Origin of the sequence: Neorhizobium huautlense (assembly GCF_002968575.1) — a bacterium.
In the GTDB taxonomy this organism is placed as follows: domain Bacteria; phylum Pseudomonadota; class Alphaproteobacteria; order Rhizobiales; family Rhizobiaceae; genus Neorhizobium; species Neorhizobium huautlense.
Genome location: NZ_PVBM01000019.1, coordinates 1 through 24,500 on the forward strand (window position 1 = coordinate 1; position 24,500 = coordinate 24,500).

The following is a 24,500-nucleotide window of genomic DNA, read 5'->3' on the forward strand; positions in this document are numbered from 1 at the left end:
TTGTTGAGATCTCGAAAACCCCAACAGGATAAGCCGAAAGCCTGGAAGTGTGACTGTCCCTCCATCATCACCTGCATCTCAGTGATCCGTTCTCTCAGCGGGTGCACCCTCTTTCATGTCACCTCCTGTGTCAGAGATGGCGGATATTGACGGTAAAGCTCCGGAGAAATCCAATCAGGAAAATTCATGAATGGCATCACGGAGATAGGCGCGCTGCCCGCGTCGTCCATTCTCTCTTAACCCTGAGAAAAGCGGCAGCACCGTTCTTCAGAAGATGTTAAACGCCACGCGTCATGCCTGGAACCTGTATCGAACAACCCGATGGGATCGTGGGGCAAGATATGACGAGCGAAGTCAGCAAAGCGGTGCGCGACCGAACCCTGCAGGTGGTGAGCCAGCACATGGCGAAGCTGGAGGTCAACGGCCTGCCGCGCAACTACGAACTCTTTCACGAGGCTTTGTCCGGCGGGGACACTGCCCTCTCCCGCGAGGTGCTGGCCCTGCCGCTCGCACCTTCGCAAACGCTGCTCGATGAAATCGGTCTGCGGTATCAACTTCCAGGCTTTGTCGCGCTTGCTCCCGCCAGATCGCGCGACCACGAGATCAATCTGCTCCGGGAGTTGCGGGAGAAGATGACCAGCGGCGTAACGCAAAAGCAGGGTTTTACGCGCGTGCTGGAAGCCGTCGCCCGCAGCCTTCGCGAAGACAGCAACGCGGGACCGATGGATATCCTCGCCGAGATCGAATACTTAAGCGTTTCCTTGTCGGATGCAGTCGTCGCGGAAACGGAACTCGAAGCAGTGCTCAAGGCCGGGGTGGATCGCCTGGTCACCTCGGAGCAGAAGACCGCAGCCGCCCGGGCGATCACCCTCCGGGATCGCCTGACCGCGCTGCCGAACCACGCCGCCTTCGCCGAGCGCCTGGAGACGCTCTATGGCGCAGAGGCCGACAAACGCGACGTCGCGCTCTTCCTGGTCACCATCAACGACCTGTCGGACATTGCCCAGACCTATGGCGAGCCGGCTGCCAACCGCATCGTGAGGAAAGCCGCCTCGATTTTCCGCAAGGCGATCAAGAAGAACGACTTCCTCGCCCGCATCGGCAAGGGGGATTTCGCCTTTCTGTTCAAGGATGTCGGTCGCGACAGCATATATCCGATTGCCGAACGCCTCTCTGCTTCCATTGTCGACAACCTCGTCTTTGCGGTGTCCGACAGAGCGGCGGCAACGCTGACGCTCTCGATCGGCGTCGCGCTCGCCGGGGACGCCTTCTCGCCGCAGCAACTGCGCCTGCAGGCAACAGCGGCCTTGGAAACTTCGAAGGCGAACGGACGCCCGGCGGTATTCATGCCCGATCAGGCCAGCCGGTAGGCCCCCGCCCGGAACTCGTTTCGGCAGATCTTTGAGGCCGTCTTGCCTTCACCGGCAGTTTCGGCCAAAACCGCCGCCATGATCACGATTACCGACCTTTCCGCCCGCATTGCCGGGCGCCTTCTCCTCGACAATGCCAGCGTAACGCTTCCGGCGGGCGCGAAGGCCGGGCTTGTCGGCCGCAACGGCGCCGGCAAATCGACTCTCTTCCGCGTGATCACCGGCGAGCTTGCGGCCGAAAGCGGTTCGGTGACCATCCCCAGGAATGCCCGTATCGGCCAGGTGGCGCAGGAAGCGCCGGGCACGGAGGACTCGCTGATCTCGATCGTGCTTGCTGCCGACAAGGAGCGCAGCGCGCTTCTCGAGGAAGCCGAGACCGCAACCGATCCGCACCGCATCGCCGAAATCCAGATGCGGCTTGTCGACATCGATGCTCATTCAGCGGAAGCGCGCGCCGCCAGCATTCTTTCCGGCCTCGGCTTCGACCACGAGGCCCAGCACCGCCCTGCCTCCTCCTTCTCCGGCGGCTGGCGCATGCGGGTGGCGCTCGCATCCGTCCTTTTCGCAGAGCCCGACCTTCTGTTGCTCGACGAGCCGACCAACTATCTCGACCTTGAAGGCACGATGTGGCTGGAGGATTATGTCCGGCGGTATCCGCACACCGTCATCATCATCAGCCACGACCGCGACCTTCTGAACAATGCCGTGAACTCGATCGTCCATCTCGACCAGAAGAAGCTCACCTTTTATCGCGGCGGCTACGACCAGTTCGAACGGCAGAAGGCCGAGGCAGACGAGCTGCAGATGAAGGCGAAGGCCAAGAACGAAGCGGCCCGCAAACACCTGCAGAGCTTCATCGACCGGTTCCGCGCCAAGGCTACGAAAGCCCGACAGGCCCAAAGCCGTGTTAAGGCTCTGGAGCGCATGGGCACCGTTGCCGCCGTGGTGGAAGACCATGTTCAGCCGATCATTTTTCCCGAGCCGGAAAAGCAGCCCGCCTCCCCGATCGTGGCAATCAGCAAGGGCGCGGTCGGTTATGCTCCCGGCAAGCCGATCCTGAAGAATATCAGCCTGAGGATCGACAACGACGACCGCATCGCCCTGCTCGGCTCGAACGGCAACGGCAAGTCGACCTTCGCAAAGCTGGTGTCCGGTCGACTGGAACTCGAAAGCGGCGAGATGAAACTCGCGCCGGGTCTCAAGATCGGCTTCTTCGCCCAGCACCAGCTCGACGATCTCATCCCCAACGAAACGCCCGTCGACCATGTTCGCCGGCTGATGCCGCAGGCGGCGGAAGCCCAGGTGCGCGCGCGTGTCGCCCAGATGGGACTTGCGACCGAAAAAATGAACACGGCCGCCAAGGATCTTTCCGGTGGGGAAAAGGCGCGCCTTCTGATGGGCCTTGCGGCCTTCCACGCGCCGAACCTGCTGATCCTCGACGAACCGACGAACCATCTCGACATCGACAGCCGCCGGGCGCTGATCGAAGCGCTCAACGATTACAACGGCGCCGTCATCCTGATTTCCCACGACCGCCATCTGATCGAGGCGACCGTCGACCGCCTCTGGCTGGTCAACGAAGGCACCGTCAAAACCTTCGATGGCGACCTTGAGGAATACCGCGACCTGATCATCTCTGCGGGGCGAAAGAAAGACGAGAAGGCGCAGACAGCAGACGAGCCAGCCTCCAAGGCCGATCAACGCAAGGTCAATGCCGAGAAGCGCGCCTCGCTTGCCCCGCTCAGAAAAAAGATCAACGAAATCGAATCCTTGACAGGAAAGCTCGAGAAACAGATTCAGGCTCTTGATAAAGAGCTTGCGGACCCCGCACTCTACGAGAAGGCGCCGGCCAAGGCCGCGCAGAAAGCCAAGGAGCGCGGCGAGGCCGCAGCCAAGCTCGCCGCCGCGGAGGAGGAATGGCTGATGCTGTCGTCGGAATACGAAGAGGCGATGGCGGGCTGAACCTTGTCCGCCTTGTGAATATACACTACCTTCCGATGTATATTCACGAGGTGCCGCGATGCCCCTTTACGTCCGCGACGAACGCGTCAACGAACTGGCCGAGCAGGCGCGTAGAATCCTCAACGCGCCCACCAAGACGGATGCGATCCGACAAGCGCTGCAGCGCGTGGTGGAAACGGCCGAAGCGTCGGATACCTCGGAGAAGCCGTCGCTTCGCGAGCGGCTGAAGGCAACCCAGGACGAAGTGAAAAGGCTCGGGAAACCGAATCCGGATTTCGATGACAAAGCCCTCCTCGACGAGATGTGGGAAATCTGATGTTTCTGGATACGTCGGCGATCTTCGAAATCCTGCTTAGCGATCCAAAATCAGACGATTTGATCCGGCGACTGGAGGCATCCGACGGCCCGCGATCGACAGGGCCCACCGTGGTGTATGAGGCTGCCGTCGTGCTGTCAGGGAAAGAAAACCTGTCCGTTCCGGAATCCGAGCGGCTTGTCCGCTCATTTTTATCTGAACTGAACGTCACGGTCCTGCCGGCAACGGATCAAATTGCCTCGAAAGCCCTCGACGCCTTCGACCGCTACGGCAAGGGCCGTCATCCGGCGAAGTTAAATTTCGGTGATTGCTTCCCTTATGCAGGCGCCAGGGCTGCCGGGGCTGGTCTGCTCTATGTGGGCGACGACTTTACCCTCACGGACCTTGCCTGAGTTGGTCCGTCGTTTTTAAAAGCCCATTGAACGTTGAAGAGCTTTGCCATGGATCTTTTTCTCGAAACCGACGATGACCAGAAGACGCTCGCTTTCATCACCGACCGAAACGAGGCGTCCCGCCGGAAACTCTGGACCGCGGAATTTGAAAAGGATCGCGACGCGATCAAGGCGATGATCGAGCGCGACGACCGGCTGATCATCCCGACACGACGCGGCAAGTGGCTCTTCGACTTCCACCGCAGCAGGAACAATCCGCTCGGTGTCTGGCGGCGCCTGCCGGCCGATCAGGACGCGCGGGCCGACGCGGCCTGGGAGCCCGTCTTCGATCTCGATCACTTCTGCCAGAAAGAGGGCAAGCGCTGGATCTATAACGGAGCGGTCACCTGTCCCTGGGAGCCGACCCGCGTTCTCCTGCAGCTTTCCGACGGAGGCTCCGATCTGCAGCGCCTTCTCGAATTCGACGCGGAAACCAAATCGGTCGTCGACGGCGGTTTCGACACGCCCGCGGTGCGCTCGCATGCGAGTTGGCTCAGCCGCGACGAGATCTGCTATTTCGGCTCCATCGATGACTTTTCCGCGACCCGTTCGGGCTGGCCGCGGGTGGGCCGGCGTCTGAAGCGCGGCCAGACGCCGCGGGACGCGCCGGTCCTCTTTGAAGCGGCCGACAGCGACGTCTACGGCTACGGCTTCGTTATCGACCCGATGTTCTGGAACAGCGCGGCCGGCGAACGGCCGATCGAGATCTTTGCGGCCTGCCATGAGATCGGCAAGCAGAGCATCCATGCCAGGGGTGGCGACGGAAATCTGCGCCGCCTCGACCTGCCGAGCGAGATCGACTTCTCGATCAACCACAATCACGTGCTCTGGCGGGCAAAAACGGACGAACGTTTTCCAATTGGGAGCCTGATCCTGCAACGCTTCACGCCGTTTGGCGACGAGCCACTCAAAAAGCCGGAGCGTATCCTGTTCACACCTGGCGAGGGGCAGTCCGTTTCGCAGTTCTCGCTGCTCAAGACCTGGTGCGTCTTCATCGTCAGCGACCGCCTGCAGCCGCGATTCTTCCTCCTCGACCTGACCAAGGCCGATGCCGCGCCGGAGGAGCTTGCTCTCCCGGCTGAAGTGCAGTCGGTCTCCTTCCGGACGCTCGATGCCGATCTCCATCAGGGAGAGGAAGTGCTGCAGGTGATCGGCCAGGGCTTCCTCAAACCTCCCGCCCGCTACATCCTCGACCTTTCGGACCGCGCCAGCAGGGCGACGCTTCGGCAGACCGCGACGGCTCCTGCCTATTTCGACACAGAGGGAATGCGCTCGGAACTCCTCGAGGCCATATCGGAAGGCGGCACCCGGGTGCCTTATCATATCGTCTTTCCGAAAACCTGGGCGAAGGGCGAACTGCCGGTTCTGATGTACGGCTATGGCGGTTTCGAAGCGCCTCTCTCCCCCTATTATTCAGGTGCCAATGGCATCTGGCTCGAACAGGGCGGCGCCTATGTCCAGGCTTATATCCGCGGTGGCGGTGAATTCGGGCCGGACTGGCATCGCGTCGCCAAGCGCACCGGCAGGCACAAGGCGTTCGAGGATTTCGTCGCGGTTGCCCGCGATCTTGTCAGGCGCGGCTATACAAAGCCGTCGCGGATCGCCTGCACCGGCGGCAGCAACGGCGGGCTGCTGACGGCGGTCATGCTGACCCGCTGTCCGGAAGATTTCGGGGCGGTCTGGACGCGCGTCCCGGTCATCGACATGGCGCGCTTCCATGTGTTTCCTGCCGGCAAGGCCTGGATGGACGAATATGGCAATCCGGACGAACCGGCCGACCTCGACTACATGCTTTCCTACTCGCCGCTGCACCAGGTGAAGGATGCCGGAACGATCGAATACCCGCCCGTCTATATCGAGAGTTCCTCCAATGACGACCGCGTGCATCCCTCGCATGCCCGCCGGTTTGCCAAACGCCTGGAGGACAGCGGTCATAAGCCGCTTTTCCACGAGTTCGGCTCCGGCGGCCACGGCGGCGCCGGCGATTCCAGCGAACAGGCGGCACGCCCTGCAATGGGCTACAGCTTCCTGCGGCAAACGATCATGGGACCATCCTCACCGGCCTGACGGTTCGCACGTAAAAACATCATTTAATCTTGGTAAATCTACGCGTCGGTATCGTTCCAATACGATTAATCGTTGCATTACACTTAGTCGCTATAGTCCCGGTATCTTTGTATTAGTTGATGGTCGGCTTTATGTTGCGTTCTGGCCTGTTTCGTATTTTTTCCCGCCTGCTTGCCGATCGCCAGGGCAATATCGCGATCATGTTCGCCATCGTGCTGGTGCCGCTGATCGCCGCTATCGGCGCGAGCCTCGATTACGTCCGAGCCTATAATACCCGTTCCAAAATGCAGGCCGACCTCGACGCCGCCCTGCTGGGCGCCGTCAGAAGCGTCGGCACGCTGAACGAGATGGCGCTCGAGACGCGGATAAAGGAATGGTTTGCCGCCCAGACCAATCTCGGAAGCGGCGGCTACAAGCTTGACGATATCGATACCTCCAACCACAAGATCACCGCGACCGCCCATGCGTCGGTGGCGACGACCCTGCTCAAGGTCGCGGGCATAAATGATGTTGCCGTCGGCGTTGCCTCGTCAGTGGAAGGTCCCGGCCGCGCCTATCTCAATGTCTATGTCGTTCTCGACAAATCCGCATCCATGCTGCTTGCCTCCACGAGCGCCGGACAGGCGAGCCTGAGGGCCTCTAAGGCTGGCTGTGCGTTTGCCTGCCACACGCCCGAGGGCGGCCCTTTCAATTACAAGAGCAAGAACTATACGAACGTTTATGACCTCTCGGTCGCGATGGGGATCAAGTTGCGGGCCGATGTTTCGGTCGACGCTGTGGATGAAGTGCTCGATCTTATCGATACCGCGGACGCCTCCCATGAACGCATCAAGGTCGGGCTCTACACGATGGGGCAGACCGCAAGCCAGGTGCTGGCGCCGACATTTTCAACCACCAATGCCCGGAAGAAGCTCAGCGACAAGACCAGCGGCCTGACCAGCGCGACCTCGGAGGAAGCGACCTATTTCGATTATTCCTTCGCCGCCCTCAAGGCTCTCGTGGGGACGGCGGGGGACGGATCGAGCGAAAGCAACCCTCTGAAGCTGGTGCTGCTTCTGACGGACGGCGTTCAGTCGGAGCGCAACTGGGTGCTGCAGGGAAATTCCGGCATCCGCTTCCCGACCTCCAAGAGCTATCTGCAATCAGCCGTCTCTCCTATCAATTCCGCATGGTGCAATCAGGTGAAGGCGCTCAATGCCACGGTCGGCGTCCTCTATACGGAATACCTGCCGATGCCCTGGGACTGGGGCTACGAGGCAACGCTTGGCAAAACGATGACCAGCAGCGGTTATGCTTCGACCTGGGGAGGCACCATCGTTCCTGGAAAAGGCAACACAAGCCGCACCAATTACATCCCGACCGCGCTTGAACAGTGCGCGACGAGCGGCGACCTCTTCCTGCAGGCAAACTCCGCGGAGGAGATCGAGGCGGGCCTATCGGCACTCTTCAAACAATATCTCTCCAAAGTAAGGCTGACGAGCTAAGCCTCATGAATCGTTTCAAAGCCTTTCTACGCAACGATGACGGGGTGGCGGCGGTCGAGTTTGCGCTGCTGATTTTTCCGTTCCTGCTCTTCCTGTTTTGCATTCTCGACATGGCGCTGATGTTCTTCGTCGACAGCGCGCTCGATTCGGCGCTTCACATGGCGGCTCGTGATGTGCGCGTCGGCATCGCCCATTCCGGGAACTGGGACCTCGACAGATTCAGGAGCGCGGTCTGCGGCAACATGGCACTCGCCTTCGGCTGCGAGGACGAACTGCTGATTACGACGACCACCATGTCGGACTTCTCCTCCATGGCTTTCACATCCGCCGTCAGCGGCGGCGTCCTTTCCGTCACGGAAAGTTTCTCTCCGGGATCGTCGGGGGACTACGTGATGATCCAGGCATTTCTGCCCTGGAGCAGCCTGCTTGCCAAGATCGGCGCGAACGTCAACACGCTTGCCGACGGCAGCTATGTCCTTTCCGCCGCGGCGGTTTTCAGAAACGAACCCTTCTGAGGCGGGCGCGATGGCACAGGCAAGTGGTCAAAAGGACGAACAGCAGGGACCGGGCCGCAAAGGCGTATGGAGCCTGCTCGCCGATCGCGGTGGGCAATCCGCAATCGAATTCACGCTGCTTCTGCCTTTGATGGCTCTGATGTTTGCCGGCACCGTCGACCTCGGCGAAGGTCTCATGGTCCAACGGAAGATCAACCAGATCGCGGAAGTCGCGAGCGACATCGTCGCGCAGGAAGCAAGCTGGAATGCGAGCGACCTTCGGACTCTCCTTGAGGGGACCGCAGCCATTCTCACGCCCTTCGACGGCACCGAACTCGACATCCAGGTTGCGATTGTCGATTTTGATGCCGCGGGCAATGCAAGCGTCAACTGGTCTCGCGCCTATCAGGCAGACCAGTTGGCTTCCGGCACGCCGCCGCCATTCGACATACCCGACGACGTCGTCGAGAGCGGCGTCCAGCTGGTGATTGCCAAAGTGGACTACACGATGACCACGCCTTTTACATCGCTATTGTCGAGCATCACCGGCAATACCGAATACAGCTTTGTCGGAAAGGCGATTTCACGGCCGCGCGTAGGCGACAAGATCTCCCTGAAATAGCCAACCGGGAAATAACCAAACCGGTCAGGCTTTCTTGACCCAGCGCCCTTCTTCCGACTGCTGCCAATAGGCCAGCGTATGGCCCTCGCCCTTCAGCCTTTTCCACTGGGCACGGGCATTTTCGAGCTGTTCGGCGTCATATCCGTCGAACATGAAGACGACGCGCTCGTATGTCTCGACAGGCGGTGGATCGGCGCCGTCGACCACAAACCGCACGCTTGCCCCATTGCCGTTTTCGCTGCCTGCGGTCAAAAGCACGGGCTGAGCGTCAGCCCTCGGCGAAATATCGGTCCCGTGCGGCAGGAAACTGTCCTCGCGGAAGCTCCACAGATGCGCGTCGAGAAAATCCCGACGCGCCTCCGCATTGGTCTGCACCACGACCTTCCAGCCGCGTTCGACGCTCTTTTCGAGCAGCGCCGGCAGCGCGTCTTCCAGTTTCGATTCCGTCAGATGATAGAACAGGACCTCGGTCATCACGGTTGAGAACCCATATTTAGTCGAACCGACAAATGTGGGTTCTCAACCCACCTCGTAATGCGCGCGCACCAATTCGTCCAGAAGCCTTACGCCATAACCGGAACCCCAGGACTGGTTGATTTCGTTGGCGGGCGAATTCATCGCCGTCCCGGCGATATCGAGATGAGCCCATGCTGTCTCGCCGACGAACCGCTTCAGAAGCTGAGCGGCCGTGATCGAGCCGGCATTGCGTCCGCCGGTATTCTTCATGTCGGCGAACTTGGAATCGATCATCTTGTCGTATTCCTTGCCGAGCGGCATGCGCCACAGCTTCTCCCCCGTTACCTCGCCCACCGAAGTAAGTTGGCCGGCAAGCGTGTCGTCGTTGGAAAAAAGCCCCGCATGCTGGTTGCCAAGCGCCACCACGATCGCGCCGGTGAGGGTCGCAAGGTTGATCATGAAACGCGGCTTGAACCGGTCCTTGCAATACCAAAGCGCGTCGGCAAGCACGAGGCGGCCTTCCGCGTCCGTATTGATGATCTCGATCGTCTGGCCCGACATGGTGGTGACGATGTCGCCCGGGCGCTGCGCATTGCCGTCAGGCATGTTTTCGACGAGGCCGATGATGCCGACCGCGTTCACCCTGGCCTTGCGGGCAGCCAGCGTGTGCATAAGCCCGGTGACGGCGGCGGCGCCGCCCATGTCGCCCTTCATGTCTTCCATGCCGGCGCCCGGCTTGATGGAAATGCCGCCCGTATCGAAGACCACGCCCTTTCCGACGAAGGCGACTGGCACATCCTTCGCCTTGCCGCCCTTCCAGTGCATGACGGCAAGCCGCGGCGGCCTGACCGACCCCTGCGCCACGCCGAGCAGCGCCCCCATGCCGAGCTTCTTCATCTCCTTCTCGGTGAGGATTTCCACCTCGACACCGAGGTTTTCGAGCTCCTTGGCCCTGTCGGCAAATTCCAGGGGGCCGAGCGCATTCGGCGGTAGATTGACGAGCTCGCGCGCCAGGTTGACGCCGGCGGCGATCGCCTCCGATTCGCCAAAGGCATTCTTTGCGGCGGCGGGATCGGCCGTGACGATCGTGACCTTGACGGTTTTCGGCGCCTTGTCGTCGTCATCGTTCTTCTTGGTCTTGTAGGCATCGAAGCTATAGGCGCGCATAAGCATGCCGAGCGCAAAGCCCGCCGCCCGGGCGGCGCCGACCTCGACACCCGGTACATCGAGGAAGATCACCACCTTGCTCATCGATTTGACGGAAGCGGCCGCAACGCCGCCGGCCTTCAGCCAATCCTGAGCCGTCAGGGCGTCCGCCTTGCCGAGGCCGAGCACGACCAGCCGGTCGGCAGCCGAACCTTGCGGCGCGATGATGTCGAGCATCGTCATGGCCTTGGCGGAAAATTTCGCGATCTCGGCCGCACGGGCTCCGACGCCGGCGGGATCTGCTTCGGCGACACCCGCCGCAGGCCCGTCGCCGGAAAGCTTCAGCTGGATGACGAGGCCACCGTCGATCTTGGCGGACTTGGCGAAGGAGATATCGAATTTCACGGACATTGCGACTCCAGAAGGCTCTCGGACAGGAAGCCGCGATCATCCCCGTTTCGGGCTCGAACGCAAGGTCGAGAGACCTCAACTCTGCCGTGATGTGCTTAATGCGAGCCGTCCCGGACGCCTTTCGGCACTGGCCCCCGCGCCAAAAGGCTCCGTTCCTCCGACTGACACCGACGATATCGCCCCGATACCTGTTCAAATCGTCCGTCTCTTGGATTAGGGTCGCGCCGCCCGATCAACCGGATAGGACTGCATGCCCCTCCACTCCCGCACCGCCCCCCATTGGCGAATCGCCACGCGGCGCTTTTTCGCCAGGCCGACGGGCTGGCTTCTGACGTTGATGATCCTCTGGTGGGTGCTGCTCGCGACCTTTTACCTGTTCCCGCAGATCGACCTCGCCGTCGCACATGCCTTCTTCGAGGAAGCGGTCTGCGGTCAGGCCGTCGAACAGGGTCGGGTCTGCGGCAGTTTTCCCTATGGCGCCGAAACCGTCTTCGTGGTGATCCGGCGCATTCTCTTTTATCTGCCGTCGCTCACCGCGATCTACATCCTCTATCGGCTGATCGCCAATCTCCAGCATCACGGAGCGACCTACAGTCCCCGCAAGACGCGGGACTACTCGATCGCATTGATTGCCTTCCTGATCGGCCCCTACGTGTTGGTCAATCTCATCCTGAAACAGATCTCCAACCGGCCCCGCCCCTACGAGACCGATCTCTTCGGCGGCGGGGAGGCGTTCGTCCCGGCCGGAGACTTCCAGGGCGCCTGCGTCGGCAATTGCTCCTTCATTTCCGGGGAAGCCGCCGGCGCCGGTTGGCTGGCCTGCCTGATCGTGCTGCTGCCGAAGCCGCTGCGCCCGGTCCTCGGCCCGCCGCTCATCGCCGTCTCGCTCGTCTCGCCGGCTCTCAGGACCTCGTTCGGCGGCCATTATTTCTCAGACGTTACGCTCGGATGGCTGTCATCCCTGGTGATCTATGCCGGCGTGGCGGCGTGTTTCGAAATGTCACAGCGGCGAGGAAAACGGAATTCGCAAACAAATTTGTGACGCACCCCCTGTCGCAAACGCCACGCCGATCGCTTAGATAGGCGCAACCGCCGTCTCGCTGGGGCGGCATGCAGGAAGTCCAGGGCAGGAATGAAGCTTCTCGAACGCTACATATTGCGCCGGGTTTTCCAGATGTTTCTGGTGACGCTCTTGCCGGTTCTCACCATCATCTGGACCATCCAGGTGCTTGGACGCATCAACCTGGTCACGGATACGGGCCAGTCGATGGGTTCGTTCGCGACGCTTGCCACCTATATCCTGCCCACCATCATCCCAGTCGTGCTGCCGTTCGCGCTCGTCATCGGCATCACCCAGACGCTGACGGCGATGAACAACGATTCGGAACTGCCCGTCATCGACGCGGCCGGAGCCACCCGCAGCATCATCTACCGGCCGGTGCTGATGCTGGGCCTTGCGCTCAGTCTGTTCTCTTTCCTCGTCACCAATTTCGTCGAACCGCCGTCACGGGTGGCCGCGCGCCAGATGGTCGCCGCCGCCTATGCCGACCTGCTTTCCTCGGTGATCGAAGAAAAAACCTTCCGCAGCATCGAAAACGGTCTCTACGTCCAGATTTCCGAGCGCCATTCCGGCCGCGTGTTGAGAGGGCTTTTCGTCGTCGACTACCGCGACCCGAATTTCGACCTCATCTATTACGCCCGCGAGGGATCGATCGACGAAAGCGGCACGTCGCTGACCATGCGGGACGGAGAGGTTCACCGCAAATCGGCCGATGGGCGGATTTCGATCATCAAATTCGTTTCCTACGCCTTCGACCTTTCGGCCATGGCCAAATCCGAAGGTGGTCTGCCGCAATATTCCACCGACCGCAGCCTGGCTTTCCTGCTGAACCCGGATCCGAACGACCCGCTCTATCAGAAATCTCCGGACAGTTACCGGGCCGAGTTACACAGGCGCCTGTCGGACTGGCTGTTCCCGATCACCTTCGCGCTTCTGTCGCTGGTGGTTGCAGGCAATACGCGCTCGCATCGGCAGACGCGCGTGCATCCGATGGTCTATGCGCTCTTCCTTGCCTTTGCCATCCGCTGGCTCGGCTTCTCGGCAACCAATCTCGTGGAACGCCACCCGCTCTACGCACCACTTCCCTATGCGGTGCCGCTCTTCTTCTCGCTGATCGCGATCTACATGCTGGCAACCAACCGGCATTTCTCGACGCCTGCATTCCTCTCCCGCGGGATGTCGCGCCTGACACGCAATCTGCAGCGCCGTTTTGCGTCCGGCAAAGCGGATGGAGGCGTGGCATGATGATCTTTTCGACGCTCGGGCGGTATTTCTTCCGCCGCTACATCGTGACCGCGCTCTGGTTCCTGCTCGGCGTCAGCGCCATTATTTTCCTGGCGGATTTCAGCGAGACGAGCCGCCGCATGTCCGGCTTTGTCGGTTATACGGTATCCGCCGGCCTGCTGATGACGGCGATGCGCGTACCGCTCATCCTGCAGCAGACCATTCCGACCCTTAGCCTCTTCATCGGCATGACCGTGCTGATCGCGCTCAACCGCCGCTACGAACTGGTGGTGACGCGGGCAGCGGGCATATCGGTCTGGCAGTTCGTTTCCCCCTTCGTCGCCGGCGCCTTCCTGGTCGGGCTTGCCGTCCTCCTGGTGATCAATCCTCTGGCGGCCTGGGGCCAGCGCGAATCGGCCTCTATGGAAGCAAGCTGGCGAGAGGCGAGCAATCGCTCGCGCGCGTCAGCCTTTGTGCCCTGGATTCGCCAGATCAGCGGCGAGGACGACACGATCATCGGTGCCAAGAGCTATCAGGAGCAGGGAACATTCCTGATCGACGTGGTTGTTTTCCGTTTCGACAATGACGGCCGCGTCATCATGCGGCAGGACGCCAAGACGGCAAAGTTGGAAAATGGTTACTGGCTTCTTAACGAGGTTTTGGAGAACCGGCCGGGCGAAATTCCGGTGCGTCGCGAGACTGCACAGGTTCGCACCAACTTGAAACAGGAATATATCCAGGAAAGCCTGGCGCAGCCGGAAAGCGTTGCGTTTTTTGATCTTTCCAGAAAAATCGAGGTCGGCAAATCTTTCGGCATATCCACAAAGGCGCTCGAGACGCAGTATCACTCGCTGCTGTCGCTCCCCCTGCTGCTCGTCGCCATGACTCTCATTGCTGCAACAGTCTCATTAAAATTCAGTCGCTTCGCCCAGTCCCGCTCCGTGATTCTGGGTGGAATAGTTTCCGGCTTCGTGCTTTATGTCGTAACCGTGCTTGTGAAGGCATTCGGGAGCAGCGGGGCGATTCCTCCCTTCGTGGCGGTCTGGGTTCCAGTCATCGTCGCGACGGCGCTCGGGACGACGATTCTGCTTCACCAGGAGGATGGCTAGTGGCGGTCAGTAACCGCAAACATATAAGACGGCTCGCCGCCGCCCTGCTGACAGGTGTGTCTGTATGCGTACTCGGCGTATCCGCAATGCCCGTGCATGCGCAGAATCTGGTGCCCGCTCCTGCGGATGGCGCCAAGCTTCTGCTGCGCGCCAACGAGCTCGTCTATAACCAAGATGCCCAGCAGGTCACCGCCACCGGTGGCGTGCAACTCTATTACAACCGCTATCGGATGGTGGCGCAGCGCGTTCAGTACGACCAGAAAACCGGGCGCGTCATGGCGACCGGCAATATCGAGCTGATCGAGCCCGGCGGAAACCGCGTCTATGCGGACGAACTCGATGTCACGGACGATTTCGGCGAAGGCTTCCTCAATACGCTTCGTGTCGAAACCACCGACAACACCCGGCTTGCCGCCGAAAGCGCGGAGCGCCAGCCGGGTGACCTGATGGTGCTGAACAACACCGTCTACACGGCCTGCCTGCCCTGCGCCAAGCAGCCCGGCAAGGCGCCGCTCTGGCAGGTCAAGGCCGAACGCGTCATCCGCAACGGCCAGACCCACACGATTCGGCTGGAGAATGCACAGTTCGAGCTGTTCGGTCTGCCGATCGGCAGGCTTCCCTTTGCGATCGAGGTGCCGGACGAGACGGTAGAGCGCAAGTCGGGCCTGCTCTTCCCGCAGTTCAGCGCCAGCGACAACCTCGGCGTCGGCGTCGCAGTTCCCTATTATCACGTGTTCTCGCCGAGCATGGACGCGACGATCACCCCCACCTACTATTCCAATCAGGGATTGTTGCTGCAGGGCGAGATCCGCAACAAGTTCGAGACGGGCGAACACACATTCCGGTTCGCCGGCATTCACCAGACAAATCCGGACGCTTTCGATTCCGGCACCAGCGACTATGAGGCTGAAAACCGCTTCATGGTCGCCTCGAAGGCTGAATTCCAGATCAACCCGCGGTGGACCTTCGGCTGGGACGTGATGGCCCAGAGCGACAACAACTTTTCCAAGACCTACAAGTTGGAAGGTGTCGATAACGACACGTTTACAAACGATGTCTACCTGACCGGCCTCGGTACGCGGAACTATTTCGACGTGCACGGCTATTACTTCAACGTGCAGGACAAGGCACCTCGAAACACGCTGGAACAGCAGCAGGCGATCGTCTATCCGTCGCTCGACTACAGCTATTACGCCCCGGAACCGATCCTAGGGGGCGAGCTTTCCATCAATGCCAACCTCACCAATCTCTCCCGCCGGGAAGACGACTGGTACACGGAAGGCACCACCAACCGCTTCCCGGGCCTGGAAGGCAGCTATAGCCGCTTCACGGTGGAAGCCGAGTGGAAGCGCACCTTCAACATGGATGGGCTATTGCTGACGCCGATCCTCGCCGCGCGGGGCGACGGCCTGCGGCATACCGGCTCCGGCACGCCTGCCTTCTACACCGGCGATCTCGAGCCGGAAGGCGGCGACAGCCGCTACATGGCCACCGCAGGTCTGGAAGCCCGCTATCCGATCCTGCTGACCACCGAAAACAGCAGCCACGTCATCGAGCCGATCGCGCAGATCTTCGTCCGCCCGGACGAGCAGATGGCCGGCGGACTGCCGAACGAGGACGCGCAGAGTTTCGTCTTCGACGCCACGTCGCTGTTCGAACGCGACAAGTTTTCCGGCTACGACCGGATCGAAGGCGGTACCCGCGCCAATGTCGGCCTGCGCTATACCGGCACATTCGACAACGGCATCGGCGTGAGGAGCATCGTCGGCCAGTCCTTCCACATATCCGGCCAGAACTCATTTGCAACGGAGGACCTGGTGCATGCGGGTGCGAACTCCGGACTGGAAACCGATCGTTCGGATTATGTCGCGATGGCCGCGGTCGATCTTCCGCAGGGCTTCACGGTTGGCGTGAACACGCGCTTCGACGAGAAGACCTTTGCCGTCAAACGCACGGATGCGTCCCTCGGTTACACGACGCCGCGCGTGCAGGGCACCCTCGTCTATACGCAGGTCGATCCGCAGCCGGAATACGGCTCGGAAGAAGCGACCGACGTATTGAAGAACTCGATGACCTTCCGGATCAACGAGAACTGGGCGCTTGCCGGCACGGCGACCTGGGATCTCGCGGAGAAGGAGATCATCAAGCGCGGCATCGGCGTCAGCTATGCCGACGAGTGCACGATCTTCACGCTTGCCTATACCGACAAGCCGCAAAGCACTGCCGCCAACGACTGGACAGTCAGCGCGCGCCTGAGCTTCCGTACCCTCGGCGACATCAACATCGGCTCGACGAAGGAATACGATCAGGACTACCGCTATTAACGCGCGATGGTTCTGATCGGCCCCCGTCATCGTTTCGCCGCAAGAATTGTGCAAGCGGACGCAAATATAGTAAGAGTAAGGCGAGGCCGACCGGGCAAGCAACCGGTCGGGGCGGGAAAGGAATTGGTATCATGTTTGCAATGACCGCAACGCGCAGACTGGCGCTGGCGGCGGCCGTCCTGGCGGCCTCCATTGTCGTACAGCCGGTTTTCCATCAGGCACAAGCGGCAAGCGGGATCGCAGCCGTCGTCAACCGGACGCCCATCACCAGCAGCGACGTCTCGCGCCGTGCCGCCTTCCTGCGCCTGCAGCGGCAGAAGGCTGATACGAAGACGGCGCGCGAAGCGATGGTGGACGAAATCCTCAAACGCCAGGAAATCGCCCGCAACAGGATGTCGGTCAGCACCGAAGAGGTCGACAAGGCCTTCGAGCGTTTTGCCGCCAGCAACAAGATGAACCCGCAGCAGATGAGCCAGATCCTCGAAAAGGCTGGCGTCGGCGTGGAGCATTTCAAGAATTACATCGCCGTGCAGATGAGCTGGCCGCGCCTGGTCAACTCCCGTTACGGCGGCGCCCGCGGTCGCATGTCGAGCCAGGAACTCGTCACCCGCATGATGGAAAACAAGCAGAAGCCGGTCACCACCGAATATTTCCTGCAGCAGGTGATCTTCGTGGTGCCGCCGGCCAAGCGCAACGCAGTTCTCGGCAAGCGCCAGAAGGAAGCAAACGCAGCGCGCGGCAAGTTCCCCGGCTGCGAGCAGTCCAAGGAATTTGCGGCCGGATATCTTGATGTTTCGATTCGCAGCCTCGGACGGGTTCTCGCGCCGGAACTTCCGGAAGAGTGGAAACCGCTGATCGAAAAGGCTTCTGGCGGCACCACCGGAACCCGGGTCACCGAACGCGGCGTGGAATTCCTCGCCATCTGCAACCAGCGCCAGGTATCGGACGACTTTGCGGCCGAAGTGGTCTTCCGTGCGGAGGATCTCGGCAAGGAGCAGAAGTCCGGGCAGAACCCCAACGAGAAGAAGTTCCTCGACGAACTGCGCTCCAAGGCGCAGATCGAATATCGCTGATCCATTCGCCGGTACCGGAGTGCCCATGCCGCTTGATCGTCCGCTTGTACTCACCCAGGGCGATCCGGCCGGCATCGGCCCCGACATCACCCTCGCCGCCTGGGCTTCCCGGGAGCGATACGGCCTGCCGCCCTTCCTGTTCCTCGGCGATCCCGCCGTTTTGAAATCACGGGCGGCACTTCTCGATCTCGATATCCCGATCCGCGAAGCCGACGCGGGCAGTGCATTGTCGGTCTTTGCCGATGCCCTTCCCGTCCTGCCGATGCCGGCTGGCGCCGAGGTCGCCGCGGGCGAACCGCATGTGGCAACGGCCAAGGGCACAATCGCCGCGATCGAACAGGCTGTCTCCCTGTGCTTCGAAGGCAAGGCGGCCGGCACGGTCACAAATCCGATCGCCAAGTCCATTCTCTACCAGTCAGGCTTCGGTTTTCCCGGCCATACCGAATTCCTCGCCCACCTCGCCGAAAAGGCCACCGGCCGCAAGCTGATGCCGGTGATGATGCTGGCCGGACCGAAGCTGCGCGCCATCCCGGTCACCATCCACATTCCCTTGAAGGATGTTCCAGGCGCACTGACCGAGGCATTGATCGAAGAAACCTGCCGGATCGCCCATCACGATCTCATCACACGCTTCGGCATCGCAAAGCCGCGCCTGGCAGTCGCCGGCCTCAATCCGCATGCGGGAGAAGACGGCGCGATCGGACAGGAAGACCAGGATATCATCCATCCGGTGATCTTCAAGCTGCGCGCCGAAGGCCTGCATGTGTTCGGGCCGCTGCCGGCCGATACCATGTTCCACGACGAGGCCCGCGGCCGCTATGACGTCGCGATCTGCATGTATCATGACCAGGCGCTGATCCCGGCCAAGGCGCTCGGCTTCGATACCTCCGTCAACGTGACGCTCGGCCTGCCCTTCATCCGCACCTCTCCCGACCATGGCACCGCCTTCGGCATCGCCGGTCAGGGCGTTGCACGGGAGACGAGCCTTGTCGAAGCCATCAAGCTTGCCGGCGAACTTGCCGCGAAGGCTTCTGCCTGATGGCCACACTCGACGGGCTGCCGCCGCTGCGCGACGTGATCCAGCGTCACGGCCTCGATGCGAAGAAAGCGCTTGGGCAGAACTTTCTGCTCGACCTCAACCTCACCCAGAAGATAGCGCGCAGCGCCGGACCGCTCGATGGCGTGACCGTATTCGAGGTCGGCCCCGGACCTGGCGGGCTCACCCGCGCGATCCTCTCCCTCGGCGCCAAAAAGGTGATCGCCGTCGAGCGCGACAGCCGCTGCCTTCCTGCATTGGCGGAAATCGGCAAGCATTATCCGGGCCGGCTGGAAGTGATCGAAGGCGATGCGCTGAAGACGGACTTTTCCGCCCTTGCACCCGAAGGCCCCGTCAAGATCATCGCCAATCTGCCGTACAATGTCGGCACCCAGCTTTTGATCAACTGGCTGCTTCCGGAGAACGGCCAATGGCCACCCTTCTGGGAAAGCCTGACATTGATGTTCCAGAAGGAAGTCGGCCTGCGCATCGTTGCCGATGAGGATGACGACCATTATGGCAGGCTCGGCGTCCTCGCCGGCTGGCGGACCGATGCGCACATGGTCTTCGACGTGCCGCCGCAGGCCTTTACCCCGCCGCCGAAAGTCACCTCGACCGTGGTGCACCTGATACCCCGCACAAATCCCCTTCCCTGCGAGGTCGCCAAGCTGGAACGCGTAACGCAGGCCGCATTCGGCCAGCGCCGCAAGATGCTGCGCCAGAGCCTCAAACCGGTCGGCGGCGAGGCGCTGCTGGTGAAAGCCGGCATCGACCCGGCCCGGCGGGCGGAAACGCTGTCGGTGGAAGAATTCGTGCGGTTGGCGAACTCTCTCTAAGCCAACGCCCGGGGCGAGCGATCCCCTGCCTAATCCGGCAATGGCGGCAGATCAGGTGCGCTCAGTCCGTCGAAGGGGTTTTGCCAGGCCCCGATGTCTTCAAGCTGCCCGTACCAGCGACGGAGCGACGGATAATCGTCGATGGGCAGCCGTGCGGCATCGTTGAACGGCAGAAACGTTCCCATACGAAAATCGGCAAAGGAGACGGAATTTCCAACCAGCCATGTGCGGGCCGATAGCTCGGCTTCGAGAATTCGGGCGGCCACATGAAACTGCCTCAGCCCCTCCTCGACCATCGCCTGGTCGCAGGGGCCGATGCCATATCGTTGCTTCGTCCCCCTCTCCCAGTGCACCATGTCACAGGCCTTGACGAAGTTTTCCTTCCCCCAGCTGATCCACCGGATCATCTCGGGCTCATCGTCGTCCGTGCGCCAGAAATTGGAGCCCGCATCGCGGGAAAACCAGCACGCGATCGCGTAGGCTTCCCAAAGAGGTTTTCCCGGACGCTCGAGGATCGGCAACAGCAGGTTGGGGTTGAGAGAAAGATAGCGACTGCCTTGATCCGGAGCCCGCGGCGAAGCGAATTCGAAGTCAACTTCCGCATTCAGATAGCGCGCGACAGCGACTGCGAGGCGGGGATTGGGATTGCGGCTGAAATACATCTTCATCAGCTAAACTCCTCGAGACTATGATGAAGACGTGCGGCGTCACGACTTTCCGACATGCGCTCGGCAGAAAATCCGAGCCGGGAAGCCCGGCCCTTTGGAGATATCGTGCCCCCGGAGCGGCACGGAAGTGGCCGCCGCTTCGCAGTTTTCAGTTGCCGGTAAACCACCGATAAGGTTCGTACAGCGGCAGGCTTGGATAATTTTATCTCAGAACGGGCGTGACCCTTGTCGGATTGGCAAAGCCGCGTTCGTCCTTGGAGCGTCTATTCCATCCATTCAAAGGATCACAGTCATGCCAAGTACCATACGCCTGCACCGCGTTCTGGCGACCAGCCCGGAAAAAGTCTATCGCGCCTTCATCGAGGCGGACGCAGTCGCCAAATGGCTTCCGCCCAATGGCTTCGTCTGCACCGTGCATCATCTGGAACCGACCGTCGGCGGCACCCACAGAATGTCGTTCCGGAACTTCACGACGGGCGTAAGCCACGCCTTTGGCGGCGAATATCTCGAGCTCGTCCCAGGCGAACGGCTGCGCTACACGGACAAATTCGACGACGCAAACCTGCCCGGTGAAATGGTGGTCACCGTGACGCTGAAGAAGGTTTCGGTCGGCACCGAGGTCGACATAGTGCAGGCCGGCGTGCCGGATCTCATCCCGGCCGAGGCTTGCTATCTCGGCTGGCAGGAGTCGCTGCGAAACCTGGCGAAGCTTGTCGAGCCGGACATCAAGGAATAGTGAATCGGGATCGGCAGAGACTGTCAGGATCGGATCGCGACGGCGATTTTCTCGATCCGGTGGCAGAAGATACCCGACCTCCGTTATCCTCAATCGGGAAGGTTGAGTCTGCCGGCGGCTCCGAGGCGGGCCAGAACGGGCGGTGAAAAGGGGCGGCCCGCCCATTCCATCACGCTCCGACGAAAAGTCTGCCGTTCCTCATCCGAGGCGAACACTCTCGCCGGCCACGGATGGGCGACTATCTTGGACATCCAGAAATAGAACGTTCCGTCGTCCTCTTCGAGGGCATAGAGCGAGTCCCACGTGCAGGTGACCGTCTGTCCCAGCACCGTGTAGCAAATTCCATTTCTGTCCACGGTCGACTCGACAGGCTTGCCGATTACGCCGAACTTGGTCAGTCGTCGACGATACATGAACCGCAGAAGCTGCCGGGCAGGATTGAGCAGGAGAACTGCAAGGAGCGCGCAAACAATGACCGACGCACCGATATAGATGGTCGACGTCACCACGTCGCCTTCCCGCCACCTATCGAAATTCAGGATCAGCGCGACGAAAAGCGCAACGGCTCCCACTGCTGCCACGGTCGGGCAGAGCGGCAGCAACTGGCGCGTCGCATGCTGGATATCGAGATGGTCGTCGAGGTTCAACTGGAAGGATTTGTGGAAGCCGGCTCTATCGGCAGAAGGCCAGATAACGGAGCTTGGGTAACGCTCGGACATGGCTCAACCTTCCCGTATTGAGAGCGCGGAACTCGATCCTGAGTTTAGTACCGACGACCCTTTTTTACGTCAACAAGGCGCAATGACCGGCCCGACTACCCCATTCGCCTTAAAGCTTCGGCTCCTCCTGAAGCAGTCCCTCGACAAAGTCGAACAGTCCGTATCGGCGGTCCCGCCGAATCCGCTCCGCCTTGACGATGCAGCTGACGTAGCCGAAAGCCTCGTCGAGATCGTCATTGACGATCACGTAGTCGTATTCCCGCCAGTGCTCGATCTCGGCGCGGGAATTCAGGAGCCGCGTGCGGATGACCTCTTCGGAATCTTCGGCGCGGCGGTGCAGACGCGACTGCAGTTCCGTCATCGACGGCGGCAGTACGAAGATCGACACCACGTCCGCTTTCATCTTCTCCTGCAATTGCAGCGCGCCCTGCCAGTCGATGTCGAACAGCATGTCGCGGCCTTCCGCCATTGCCTGCTCGACCGGCTCGCGCGGCGTGCCGTAGAAATTGCCGTGAACCTCGGCCCATTCAAGCAGGTCGCCCGCATCCCGCATCCGCTCGAACTGATGAACGCTGATGAAGTGATAGTGCTTGCCGGCGATCTCGCTCGGCCGCTTTGCGCGCGTCGTGACGCTGACGGATATTTCGAGGCTGCGGTCTTCGTCCAGGAGGTTGCGCGCAATCGTCGATTTACCGGCGCCGGAAGGCGAAGAGAGGACCAGCATCAGTCCGCGCCGGGCGATCTTCACGGGCGAGGACGCATTGCCCTTCAACGGTTGGGCCGGGCTCATGAACTACTCCAAATTCTGGACCTGTTCGCGGAACTGGTCGATGACGACTTTCAATTCGATACCTGCCGCGGTTACAGCAGCGGCGTTGGATTTGGAACAGATCGTATTCGATTCCCGGTTAAATTCCTGTGCAAGGAAATCGAGGCGTCGCCCCACAGGCCCGCCCTTGTCGATCAGCTCGTTCGCCGCGGCGACATGGGCCTTCAGCCGGTCGATCTCCTCGCGAAGATCGGCCTTGGTGGCGAGAAGGGCCGCCTCCGCATGCAAGCGGTCGCGATCGAGCGTCGGCGCCTCCTGCAGGAGTGCTGCGAGCTGGAAGGACAGCCGCTTGGCGATCTCTTCCGTCGAGCGGGAGGGATCGGCCTCAACGACCGCTGCAAGTTCTGCGATCCGCTCGACATGCCCCTTCAGGACCGCAGCAAGAACCGCCCCTTCTCCCTCGCGCATTCGCCGGAGATGGTCCAGAGCCTCGCCGAGGCAGCCAAGGATCGCCGCGTCGCGGGCGGCGACCGCCTCCTCACCCTCCTCGGCCTCCCTGATCTCCACAAGGCCGCGGATGCCCATCAGCGTATCCAGCCGCAGCGGCGCGGGGTCGACGACATCGCCGAGCTCCTTTCGCAGGGCAAGTACGGCGGCAAGCGCGTCGCGGTTCAGCACCGCCTCCACCTGGGTTTCGGTAACCGCCAAATTCAGGGTCGCCTGCAGGTTTCCGCGGGAGAACTTTTCCGAAATCAGCCTCCGCACGTCCGGCTCCAGCCGCTCGAGGCCCGGCGGCAGGCGCAGCCTGAGGTCGAGACCTTTGCCATTCACCGACCGCAGCTCCCACGAAAAGCGGTTGCGCCCGCTCGATCCTTCGCTGCGGGCAAAACCGGTCATGGACTGCAAGGTCATCGAACTCTCCAGGTGAACTGACGCGGGAAGCGGATCAATTGCTCTTCGGCGGCTTTTCCGCTTCTTCACCATCCGGCTGGCCGTCCACGACGACTTCGGGATTGGCGGGGGCTCGATCAGCTTCTATCCTGCGCCAACGGCGGACATTGGCGTTGTGTTCCTCGAGCGTCGCGGCAAACACATGGCCACCGCTGCCGTCGGCTACGAAATAGAGGTCGTTGGTGCGCCATGGATTGGCAACCGCCTCCAGGGCAGCCCGTCCGGGATTGGAGATCGGCGTCGGCGGCAGACCCTTGATCTGATAGGTATTGTAGGGCGTCGGCTTGGCGAGGTCGGACTTGAAGATCGGCCGGTCGCCGGGCTTTCCATCTCCGCCGAAAAGTCCGTAGACGATCGTCGGATCCGATTGCAGGCGCATGCCCTTCTGAAGCCGGTTCATGAAAACCGAAGCCACATGGGCGCGCTCGTCTTCCTTGCCGGTCTCCCTCTCGACGATCGAGGCCAGCACAACGAACTCTTCCTTCGTCTTGATCGGCAGGTCCGGATCGCGCCGTTCCCAGATCTGGTCGATCATCTTCTGCTGGGCGACGCGCATCTGATGGATGATATCGGCGCGCTTGCTGCCGCGCGAGAACTTGTAGGTGTCCGGACGCAGACTGCCCTCCGGCGGCAGTTCGGCCGGCAGGTCGCCTTCGAGCACCGGATCTTCGGCGAGCCGCAGCATCATCTGCCGTACCGTCAGGCCCTCGGGCAGGACGACGGAATAGAGAATCGACTTGCCCGATTCCAGCAATTCCATGATGTCCTTCATGGAGGCGCGGGCCTTGATTTCGTATTCGCCGGCCTTGAGCGTCGAACCATCACGCAGATAGGTCGCCGTCACGTAGCGGAAGACACGTGCGTCGGAGATGATCCCATTGCGTTCGAGATTGCTGGCAATTTCCGCAACGCCCGTGCCGGGGCGGACCATGAAATGCGCGTTGGCTTCCAGCGGGCCGGGGTCCTGGAACGTCGAGATCATGTAGTAGAAGCCGGCGACACCCGCGATGCACACGAGAACCACCATCGTCATCACGAAATTCAGGAAGATGACGAGCTGGCTGCGCGCCTTCTTCGAGCGTCGCGGCGGTTCGGGCACACGTTCAGGCTTCAGCGCCTCGTTCGGCGACTTCGGAATGATAGGGCCCCTGCCATTGCCGGCAGAAGGGTCACTCACATGATTCGTATCGCTCAACCGCGCCCCCCAAGAGACTCAAAACTTCGCCCGCTGTTTGG

23 protein-coding genes are annotated in these 24,500 nt (G+C 61.3%); 16 read left to right on the forward strand and 7 right to left on the reverse strand.

What is annotated here, in order from left to right; genetic code table 11:
* The first annotated feature begins 341 nt into the window (after positions 1 to 341).
* The 8 genes from C5L12_RS19100 (at position 342) to C5L12_RS19135 (ending at position 8,746) form a co-directional block, all read left to right on the forward strand.
* Entirely contained in the window at positions 342 to 1,370 is a 1,029-nt protein-coding gene (locus tag C5L12_RS19100; protein ID WP_157949085.1) for a GGDEF domain-containing protein, read from the forward strand.
* Between the two features lie 78 nt (positions 1,371 to 1,448).
* A complete protein-coding gene (locus C5L12_RS19105; RefSeq protein ID WP_105373652.1) occupies positions 1,449 to 3,332 on the forward strand; it encodes an ABC-F family ATP-binding cassette domain-containing protein in 1,884 nt (627 codons plus the stop codon).
* Between the two features lie 58 nt (positions 3,333 to 3,390).
* Positions 3,391 to 3,648: a type II toxin-antitoxin system VapB family antitoxin gene (locus tag C5L12_RS19110; RefSeq protein ID WP_105373653.1), complete on the forward strand. Its 258-nt coding sequence runs from the start codon at positions 3,391 to 3,393 to the stop codon at positions 3,646 to 3,648.
* Complete coding sequence (locus tag C5L12_RS19115; protein ID WP_105373654.1) at positions 3,648 to 4,040, forward strand: type II toxin-antitoxin system VapC family toxin; 393 nt, start codon at positions 3,648 to 3,650, stop codon at positions 4,038 to 4,040. Before C5L12_RS19110 ends, C5L12_RS19115 begins: the two co-directional genes overlap by 1 nt.
* Positions 4,041 to 4,088: 48 nt before the next feature.
* Positions 4,089 to 6,146, forward strand: coding sequence for a prolyl oligopeptidase family serine peptidase (locus C5L12_RS19120; protein ID WP_105373655.1), 2,058 nt, complete (start codon positions 4,089 to 4,091; stop codon positions 6,144 to 6,146).
* A gap of 131 nt (positions 6,147 to 6,277) precedes the next feature.
* Positions 6,278 to 7,630, forward strand: a complete 1,353-nt coding sequence (locus C5L12_RS19125) for a TadE/TadG family type IV pilus assembly protein (RefSeq protein ID WP_245422973.1) — start codon at positions 6,278 to 6,280, stop codon at positions 7,628 to 7,630.
* Between the two features lie 5 nt (positions 7,631 to 7,635).
* The gene (locus tag C5L12_RS19130; RefSeq protein ID WP_105373657.1) at positions 7,636 to 8,145 is read left to right on the forward strand and encodes a TadE/TadG family type IV pilus assembly protein; all 510 of its coding nucleotides are present in this window, start codon (positions 7,636 to 7,638) and stop codon (positions 8,143 to 8,145) included.
* A gap of 10 nt (positions 8,146 to 8,155) precedes the next feature.
* On the forward strand, positions 8,156 to 8,746 hold the full coding sequence (locus tag C5L12_RS19135; protein ID WP_157949086.1) for a TadE/TadG family type IV pilus assembly protein: 591 nt from the start codon (positions 8,156 to 8,158) through the stop codon (positions 8,744 to 8,746).
* 24 nt (positions 8,747 to 8,770) lie between these two features.
* Here the strand turns inward: C5L12_RS19135 and C5L12_RS19140 are convergent, their stop codons facing one another.
* Both C5L12_RS19140 and C5L12_RS19145 read right to left on the reverse strand, forming a co-directional pair.
* The gene (locus tag C5L12_RS19140; protein WP_105373659.1) at positions 8,771 to 9,220 is read right to left on the reverse strand and encodes a DNA polymerase III subunit chi; all 450 of its coding nucleotides are present in this window, start codon (positions 9,218 to 9,220) and stop codon (positions 8,771 to 8,773) included.
* Between the two features lie 45 nt (positions 9,221 to 9,265).
* A complete protein-coding gene (locus tag C5L12_RS19145; protein WP_105373660.1) occupies positions 9,266 to 10,759 on the reverse strand; it encodes a leucyl aminopeptidase in 1,494 nt (497 codons plus the stop codon).
* Positions 10,760 to 11,009: 250 nt separating this feature from the next.
* On the opposite strand from C5L12_RS19145, the gene C5L12_RS19150 reads away from it, so the two are divergent.
* From C5L12_RS19150 to rsmA, 7 genes are all read left to right on the forward strand, one after another.
* The gene (locus tag C5L12_RS19150) at positions 11,010 to 11,801 is read left to right on the forward strand and encodes a phosphatase PAP2 family protein (RefSeq protein WP_105373661.1); all 792 of its coding nucleotides are present in this window, start codon (positions 11,010 to 11,012) and stop codon (positions 11,799 to 11,801) included.
* Positions 11,802 to 11,891: 90 nt separating this feature from the next.
* Complete coding sequence (gene lptF, locus C5L12_RS19155) at positions 11,892 to 13,064, forward strand: LPS export ABC transporter permease LptF (protein ID WP_105373662.1); 1,173 nt, start codon at positions 11,892 to 11,894, stop codon at positions 13,062 to 13,064.
* On the forward strand, positions 13,064 to 14,152 hold the full coding sequence (gene lptG, locus C5L12_RS19160; RefSeq protein WP_105373758.1) for an LPS export ABC transporter permease LptG: 1,089 nt from the start codon (positions 13,064 to 13,066) through the stop codon (positions 14,150 to 14,152). The genes lptF and lptG overlap by 1 nt, the downstream gene beginning before the upstream one ends.
* Positions 14,152 to 16,476: an LPS-assembly protein LptD gene (locus C5L12_RS19165; RefSeq protein ID WP_105373663.1), complete on the forward strand. Its 2,325-nt coding sequence runs from the start codon at positions 14,152 to 14,154 to the stop codon at positions 16,474 to 16,476. Before lptG ends, C5L12_RS19165 begins: the two co-directional genes overlap by 1 nt.
* A gap of 131 nt (positions 16,477 to 16,607) precedes the next feature.
* Positions 16,608 to 17,549, forward strand: a complete 942-nt coding sequence (locus C5L12_RS19170) for a SurA N-terminal domain-containing protein (protein ID WP_105373664.1) — start codon at positions 16,608 to 16,610, stop codon at positions 17,547 to 17,549.
* Between the two features lie 25 nt (positions 17,550 to 17,574).
* The gene (gene pdxA / locus C5L12_RS19175; RefSeq protein WP_105373665.1) at positions 17,575 to 18,588 is read left to right on the forward strand and encodes a 4-hydroxythreonine-4-phosphate dehydrogenase PdxA; all 1,014 of its coding nucleotides are present in this window, start codon (positions 17,575 to 17,577) and stop codon (positions 18,586 to 18,588) included.
* Entirely contained in the window at positions 18,588 to 19,421 is an 834-nt protein-coding gene (gene rsmA, locus C5L12_RS19180) for a 16S rRNA (adenine(1518)-N(6)/adenine(1519)-N(6))-dimethyltransferase RsmA (RefSeq protein ID WP_105373666.1), read from the forward strand. Before pdxA ends, rsmA begins: the two co-directional genes overlap by 1 nt.
* 29 nt (positions 19,422 to 19,450) lie before the next feature.
* On the opposite strand, the gene C5L12_RS19185 is transcribed toward rsmA, so the two are convergent.
* On the reverse strand, positions 19,451 to 20,089 hold the full coding sequence (locus C5L12_RS19185) for a glutathione S-transferase family protein (RefSeq protein WP_105373667.1): 639 nt from the start codon (positions 20,087 to 20,089) through the stop codon (positions 19,451 to 19,453).
* 292 nt (positions 20,090 to 20,381) lie between these two features.
* On the opposite strand from C5L12_RS19185, the gene C5L12_RS19190 reads away from it, so the two are divergent.
* Entirely contained in the window at positions 20,382 to 20,825 is a 444-nt protein-coding gene (locus tag C5L12_RS19190) for an SRPBCC family protein (protein WP_105373668.1), read from the forward strand.
* An 89-nt stretch (positions 20,826 to 20,914) separates the two neighbouring features.
* On the opposite strand, the gene C5L12_RS19195 is transcribed toward C5L12_RS19190, so the two are convergent.
* From C5L12_RS19195 to mltG, 4 genes are all read right to left on the reverse strand, one after another.
* On the reverse strand, positions 20,915 to 21,544 hold the full coding sequence (locus C5L12_RS19195) for a YcxB family protein (RefSeq protein ID WP_105373669.1): 630 nt from the start codon (positions 21,542 to 21,544) through the stop codon (positions 20,915 to 20,917).
* A 109-nt stretch (positions 21,545 to 21,653) separates the two neighbouring features.
* On the reverse strand, positions 21,654 to 22,334 hold the full coding sequence (gene gmk / locus C5L12_RS19200; RefSeq protein ID WP_105373670.1) for a guanylate kinase: 681 nt from the start codon (positions 22,332 to 22,334) through the stop codon (positions 21,654 to 21,656).
* A gap of 3 nt (positions 22,335 to 22,337) precedes the next feature.
* On the reverse strand, positions 22,338 to 23,225 hold the full coding sequence (locus tag C5L12_RS19205; RefSeq protein ID WP_105373671.1) for a YicC/YloC family endoribonuclease: 888 nt from the start codon (positions 23,223 to 23,225) through the stop codon (positions 22,338 to 22,340).
* Between the two features lie 34 nt (positions 23,226 to 23,259).
* The gene (gene mltG, locus C5L12_RS19210) at positions 23,260 to 24,459 is read right to left on the reverse strand and encodes an endolytic transglycosylase MltG (protein ID WP_105373672.1); all 1,200 of its coding nucleotides are present in this window, start codon (positions 24,457 to 24,459) and stop codon (positions 23,260 to 23,262) included.
* Positions 24,460 to 24,500 lie beyond the last annotated feature (41 nt).